The organism is Massilia sp., assembly GCF_032106685.1.
In the GTDB taxonomy this organism is placed as follows: Bacteria; Pseudomonadota; Gammaproteobacteria; order Burkholderiales; family Burkholderiaceae_D; genus Telluria.
In genome coordinates, this window is record NZ_DAMCPG010000026.1 from 66,427 (window position 1) to 72,741 (window position 6,315).

Consider the following 6,315-nt stretch of genomic DNA (forward strand, 5'->3'; position numbering starts at 1 on the left):
CAAAAAAAAGAATAAAAGTCAGATGGCCAGCGCGTCGAGCAGCTCGGTCTCGAGCTGGACTTGCACGCGCGGGTTGTTCAGGTTGGCGCCGTCGACCAGGAACACGTCCTCGACGCGTTCGCCGAGGGTCATGATCTTGGCGGTGTGCAGGTTGATGCGATGGCGGGTCAGCACGTTGGCGATCGCGTACAGCAGGCCGGTGCGGTCGTGGGCGGCGATCGAGAGCAGGTAGTACTGGCCGCGCTCGTCCGGCCGCAATTCGACGGTCGGCGTGATCGGGAAGTGACGCGACAGGCGCGACAGGCGCGCGCGGGTCGGCGGCGGCAGCGGCGCGTTCGAGCCCAGCAGCGCGCACAGCTCGTGCTCGATCAGGCTGATGATGTCGCGGTAGTGCTTCGCGAAGTTCTCCTCGGTGACGAGGAAGGTATCGAGCGCGTAGCCGTCGCGCGTGGTGTGGATCTTCGCGTCCAGGATGCTGAAGTTCTTGCGGTCGAAGTAGCTGCAGATGCGCGCGAACAGGTCGGGCTGGTCCTTGACGTAGACCGTCACCTGCAGGCCTTCGCCGATCGGCGCCAGGCGCGCCTTTACCACCGGCTTGACGCTCTTGATCCTGTCGTGCAGGCAGCGCGTCTGCCAGGCGATGTCGGAGGCGTCGTGGCGCAGGAAGTAGACCACGTCGAGCTGGTCCCACAGTGCCTCGTGGGCGTCGCTCGGCAGCCCGAACAGGCGCAGCGTGGCCAGCGCTTCCTGCTGGCGCATGCGCAGCTCGCGGTCGGTCGAATGCGGCTCGCCGCCGAGCACGCGCAGGGTGATCCGGTACAGGTCTTCCAGCAGCTTGGCCTTCCAGGCGTTCCACACCTTGGGGCTGGTGCCGCGGATGTCGGCCACGGTCAGCAGGTAGAGCGCGGTCAGGTGGCGCTCGTCCCCGACCACGCCGGCGAAGGCCTGGATCACGTCCGGGTCCGACAGGTCCTGCTTCTGGGCCACCTGCGACATGGTCAGGTGCTGCTCGACCAGGAACACCACCAGTTCGGTGTCGGTGTCGCTCAAGCCGTGCTCGCGGCAGAATTCGAAGGCGTCGACGCGTCCGAGTTCGGAATGGTCGCCGCCGCGGCCCTTGGCGATGTCGTGGAACAGGGCGGCCACGTACAGCAGCCAGCGGTCGCGGAAGTTCGCGATCAGCTGGCTGCAGAACGGGTATTCGTGGGCGTGCTCGCTCATCGTGAAGCGGCGCAGGTTACGCACCACCATCATGATGTGCTGGTCCACCGTGTACACGTGGAACAGGTCGTGCTGCATCTGGCCGACGATGCGCCGGAAGTTCGGCAGGTAGCGTCCCAGCACGCCGAAGTCGTTCATGCGCCGCAGCGCATGCACCAGGCCGACGGGCGCCTTCAGGATGCGCAGGAAATTCGCCTTGTTGCCCGGGTCGGCGCGGAAGGCCTCGTCGATCAGGTTGCGCGCATGCCAGAGCGCGCGCGTGGTGCGCGCCGTCATGCCCTTGATGTCGGGGCGCTCGGTCATGGCGACGAAGATCTCCAGCACCGCCGGGGGATGGGTCTCGAAGGTATCGTCGCGCGCGATGTCGATGAAACCGTTGACGTCATTGAAGCATGCATTGATCGGGCGCGGCACCGCGGGCTGGGGGAACAGCCGGGCCTCGATGTTCTGCAGCAGGATGGTGTTCAGCTGGGTGACGGTCTTGGCGGCCCAGTAGTAGCGCTGCATCAGGTATTCGCTGGCGCGGCGCGCACCCGGGCCGGGCGCGTCCGACGTCAGGCCGAACGACTCGGCGATCGCGGTCTGGACGTCGAACAGCAGGCGGTCTTCGCGCCGGCCCGTCTGCAGGTGCAGGCGCACGCGGATGTCCTTGAAGGCGCGCTCCTTTTCCATCAGCTGGCGCGCCTCCACCCGCGTGATCAGGCCGCGGGTGACCAGCTGGCCCCAGGAATTGGCCAGGCCTGATGCTTTCGCCACCCACAGGATCACCTGCAGGTCGCGCAGCGCGCCCGGGCTCTCCTTGCAGTTCGGCTCCAGCGCGAAGGCGGTGTACTCGTATTTCGCGTGGCGCAGGCGCATCTCGGCGGTCTTGGCCTGGAAGAAGGCCTGCGGGTCGAGCGCCTCGCGGTAGCGCTTCTGGAGCTGGGCGAACAGCGCCGCGTCGCCGGTCACCAGGCGCGCCTCGAGCAGGCTGGTCTGGACCGTGATGTCGGCGCTCGATTCGAGCATGCACTCGTCGACCGTGCGGATGCTGTGGCCGATCTCCAGCCCCAGGTCCCACAGCAGCTGGACCAGGTTCTCGAGCTTGGCCTGGGTGATCGCGTCGGGCTGGGCGCCCAGGAGGACCAGGACGTCGACGTCGGAATGGGGAAACAGTTCGCCGCGCCCGTAGCCGCCGACGCCGACCAGGGCGGTGTGGGCGGGCAGGGCGGCCGCGCGCCAGGCGTCGACCAGGATGCCGTCGACGCAGCGACGCAGGCTGCGCAGCAGCTTCTCGGGCCGGTCGTCGCGGCGGAAGCGCTCGAACAGGGCCTGGCGTTCGGCCTTCAGGCGCTGCTTCAGTGCCGGACGGGCCTGGTCGAGCTGGGCGGCGGACATGGCGCGGCCTTTACGCGGGGACGGCCGCGGCCGGCAGCACGATGGCCGGCGGCGGCGGCGTGCCGGCGGACATGGTCAGCACTTCGTAGCCGGTCTCGGTGACCAGGATCATGTGCTCCCATTGGGCCGACAGGCTGCGGTCCTTGGTCTTGATGGTCCAGCCGTCGGGCAGGGCCTTGATCTCGCGGCGGCCGGCATTGATCATCGGTTCGATGGTGAAGATCATGCCCGGCTCCAGCTTATCGAGGGTGCCGGGTTTGCCGTAATGCAGCACCTGCGGCTCTTCGTGGAACACGCGGCCGATGCCGTGGCCGCAGAACTCGCGCACCACGCTGTAGCCGTTCTTCTCGGCGTGCTGCTGGATCACGTGGCCGATGTCGCCCAGGTGCGCGCCGGGTTTGACTTTCGAGATGCCCAGCCACATGCATTCGTAGGTGACTTCGGCCAGGCGCTTGGCCATGATCGACGGTTTGCCGACAAAGAACATGCGGCTGTTGTCGCCATGGAAGCCATCCTTCGTGATGACGGTGACGTCGATGTTCATCACGTCGCCATCCTTGAGCGGCTTGTCGTTCGGGATGCCGTGGCAGATCACGTCGTTGAGCGAAGTGCAGACCGACTTCGGGAAGGGCGGGTAGCCCGGTGGCGCGTAGTTCAGCGGGGCCGGGGTCGTGCCTTGCACGTTGACCATGTATTCGTGGCACAGGCGGTCGAGTTCGGCCGTGGTCACGCCCGGCTTCACGAAGGGCGTGATGTAGTCGAGCACTTCGGCGCCGAGGCGGCCGGCGATGCGCATGCCTTCGATTTCTTCCGGTGTTTTGATGGAGATGGACATAAGAGAATTGGTAATGCCGGGTCGGCTGGAGCGAAAGGAGCGAAACGGACGGTATTTGGTAACAGGGCGTAACAGCCGGGCTGTGAGTGCGCACTCTGCAATATTCTTCTCATTATAAGTGAAGCGCCACGCGGTGTGGCCCGGCCCCGCGGGGGCCGGGGAATGCCAGGGGGCCGCTGCGGGCCGCCCCGTGGCTTGTCCGTACGCGACTCTTGAAATACAGGCCAAATCCCGCTAGAATCTCGGGTTGCTTGGGCTCTGGTCCGGTAATGTTGTCAAAGTAGTCTATTTTTTTATTCAAATCGCGAATGCGACCGCCAAAGGGTGCCCTCGAGGTGACTGGTCGTATTCAAGAATTTAACCCTGGAGAATTACATGTCCGTTACTATGCGCGAAATGCTGGAAGCCGGTATCCACTTCGGCCACCAGACCCGTTTCTGGAACCCGAAAATGGCGCCGTTCATCTTCGGTCATCGCAACAAGATCCACATCATCAACCTGGAAAAAACCATGGCGATGTACCAGGATGCGATGAAGACCATCAAGCAGATCTCGGCCAACCGCGGCACCATCCTGATGGTCGGCACCAAGCGCCAGGCCCGCGACATCATCGCCGCCGAAGCGCAGCGCGCAGGCGTGCCTTACGTCGACCAGCGCTGGCTGGGCGGCATGCTGACCAACTTCAAGACCATCAAGACCTCGATCAAGCGCCTGAAGGACATGGAAGCGCAAGTCGAATCGGGTGAAGTCGAGAAGCTGTCGAAGAAAGAAGCGCTGATGTTCTCGCGCGAAATGGAAAAGCTGCAGAAGTCGATCGGCGGCATCAAGGACCTGGGCGGCATCCCTGACGCGATCTTCGTCGTCGACGTCGGCTACCACAAGGGCGCCATCACCGAAGCCGGCAAGCTGGGCATCCCGGTCATCGGCGTGGTCGACACCAACCACTCGCCGGAAGGCGTCACCCACGTGATCCCGGGTAACGACGACTCGTCGAAGGCGATCACCCTGTACGCACGCGGCGTCGCCGATGCGATCCTGGAAGGCCGCGCCAACGCCACCAACGAAGTCGTCGAGATGGTCAAGGCCGGCGGCGACGATTTCGTCGAAGTCTCCGAGCAGGCGTAATTTTCGGGCGGGCTTCATGCCTGCCTCACAGCTCCAAAAGGGGTGCCGGTGTTCTGAGCACCCCTTTTTTCAAGCAAAAGAATACCCCGGGCGGACGCCGCGATCGCTGGCGGCCGCATCTTAGGAATCACATTTAGGAGAATACACATGGCAGCGATTACTGCAGCGATGGTCGGCGAACTGCGCGCGAAAACCGACGCACCGATGATGGAATGCAAGAAGGCACTGACCGAAGCCGACGGCGACATGGCACGTGCCGAAGAGATCCTGCGCGTCAAGCTGGGCGGCAAGGCATCGAAGGCATCCTCGCGCATCACCGCCGAAGGCGTGGTGGCAACCTACATCGCCGGCAACGTCGGCGCGCTGGTCGAAATCAACAGCGAAACCGACTTCGTCGCCAAGAACGACGACTTCCTGGCCATGGCCAACCTGGCAGCCAAGCTGGTCGCCGAGCACAACCCGGCCGACGTCGCCGCCCTGGCAGCCCTGCCGGCCGACGGCAAGACCTTCGACGACGTGCGTACGGCACTGATCGGCAAAATCGGTGAAAATATGACCGTGCGCCGCTTCCAGCGTTTCGACACCACCGGCAAGCTGGCTTCCTACCTGCACGGCACCCGTATCGGCGTCATGGTCGAATACGAAGGCGCGGACGAGCAGGTCGGCAAGGACGTGGCAATGCACATCGCCGCGATGAAGCCGGTCGCTCTGTCGGCTGAGCAAGTTCCTGCTGAACTGATCGAGAAAGAGCGTTCGGTCGCCGAACTGAAGGCCAAGGAAGACGCCGAAAAGGCCGCCGCCGAAGGCAAGCCGGCCCAGTCGCCGGAAATCCTGGCCAAGCGCCTGGAAGGCTCGGTTCAGAAGTACCTGAAAGAAGTGTCGCTGCTGAACCAGGCGTTCGTGAAGAACGACAAGCAGTCGATCGAGCAAATGCTGAAGGCCACCAACACCACCGTGAAGGCATTCACGATGTACGTCGTGGGCGAAGGCATCGAGAAGAAGGTCGACGACTTCGCAGCGGAAGTCGCGGCCCAGATGGCTGCCAACAAGCAGTAATACGAAAGCGGGCCGCAAGGCCCGTTTTTTTAACCTGGCCGTTTACATTGCCGGGTTCGTAGGGTGGACACCTGTGTCCACGCGGTGATACGCGCCAGCACGATGATCCGGCCCGCGATCGGAGCCGCTGGCGCGGCGCCGGGTGTCCGGTCCGCCTGCACGGGCAAGGACGCGCAGTGCGATTGCCATGTGTCCCACAGCGTGGACACAGGTGTCCACCCTACCAAGGCGCAGCCCGTGCGCGCCCGTTTCGCCGCCATCTGTACATTGCGCAGATGAGGCCGTCAGCCACGCGCCGGCGGCCGGAACCGAATTCGAATCAACACAACAGGAGCCCGCTTCATCATGACAAAACCAGCCTACCAACGAGTCCTCCTTAAACTGTCTGGCGAAGCGCTGATGGGCGACGATCCGTTCGGCATCAACCGCGCCACCATCGATCGCATGGTGGCCGACGTGGCGGAAGTGGCGAAGCTGGGCGTCGAGCTGGCGGTCGTGATTGGCGGCGGCAACATCTTCCGCGGCGTCGCTCCCGGCGCCCAGGGCATGGACCGCGCCACCGCCGACTACATGGGCATGCTGGCCACCGTCATGAACGCCCTGGCGCTGGCCGACGCCATGCGCCACGTCGGCATCACCGCGCGCGTGATGTCGGCCATCGGCATCGAGCAGGTGGTCGAGCCCTACGTGCGCCCGAAGGC

Annotated in this window: 4 protein-coding genes and 1 pseudogene; 3 read left to right on the top strand and 2 right to left on the bottom strand. The window is 64.4% G+C overall.

The features are described 5' to 3' along the window. Positions 1-18 precede the first annotated feature (18 nt). On the bottom strand, positions 19-2,598 hold the full coding sequence (locus RT688_RS15040; protein WP_313705663.1) for a [protein-PII] uridylyltransferase: 2,580 nt from the start codon (positions 2,596-2,598) through the stop codon (positions 19-21). Positions 2,599-2,608: 10 nt separating this feature from the next. After that, positions 2,609-3,433 (bottom strand): type I methionyl aminopeptidase, encoded by an 825-nt coding sequence (map, locus tag RT688_RS15045; RefSeq protein ID WP_313705664.1) that lies wholly within the window; start codon positions 3,431-3,433, stop codon positions 2,609-2,611. 375 nt (positions 3,434-3,808) lie between these two features. Between map and rpsB the strand changes: the two genes are divergently transcribed. From rpsB to RT688_RS15060, 3 genes and pseudogenes are all read left to right on the top strand, one after another. Continuing rightward, positions 3,809-4,558, top strand: coding sequence for a 30S ribosomal protein S2 (gene rpsB / locus RT688_RS15050; RefSeq protein ID WP_313705665.1), 750 nt, complete (start codon positions 3,809-3,811; stop codon positions 4,556-4,558). A 147-nt stretch (positions 4,559-4,705) separates the two neighbouring features. Further along, positions 4,706-5,614, top strand: a complete 909-nt coding sequence (gene tsf / locus RT688_RS15055) for a translation elongation factor Ts (protein WP_313705666.1) — start codon at positions 4,706-4,708, stop codon at positions 5,612-5,614. Between the two features lie 345 nt (positions 5,615-5,959). Next, positions 5,960-6,315: pseudogene (locus RT688_RS15060) on the top strand (UMP kinase); the annotation flags it as partial.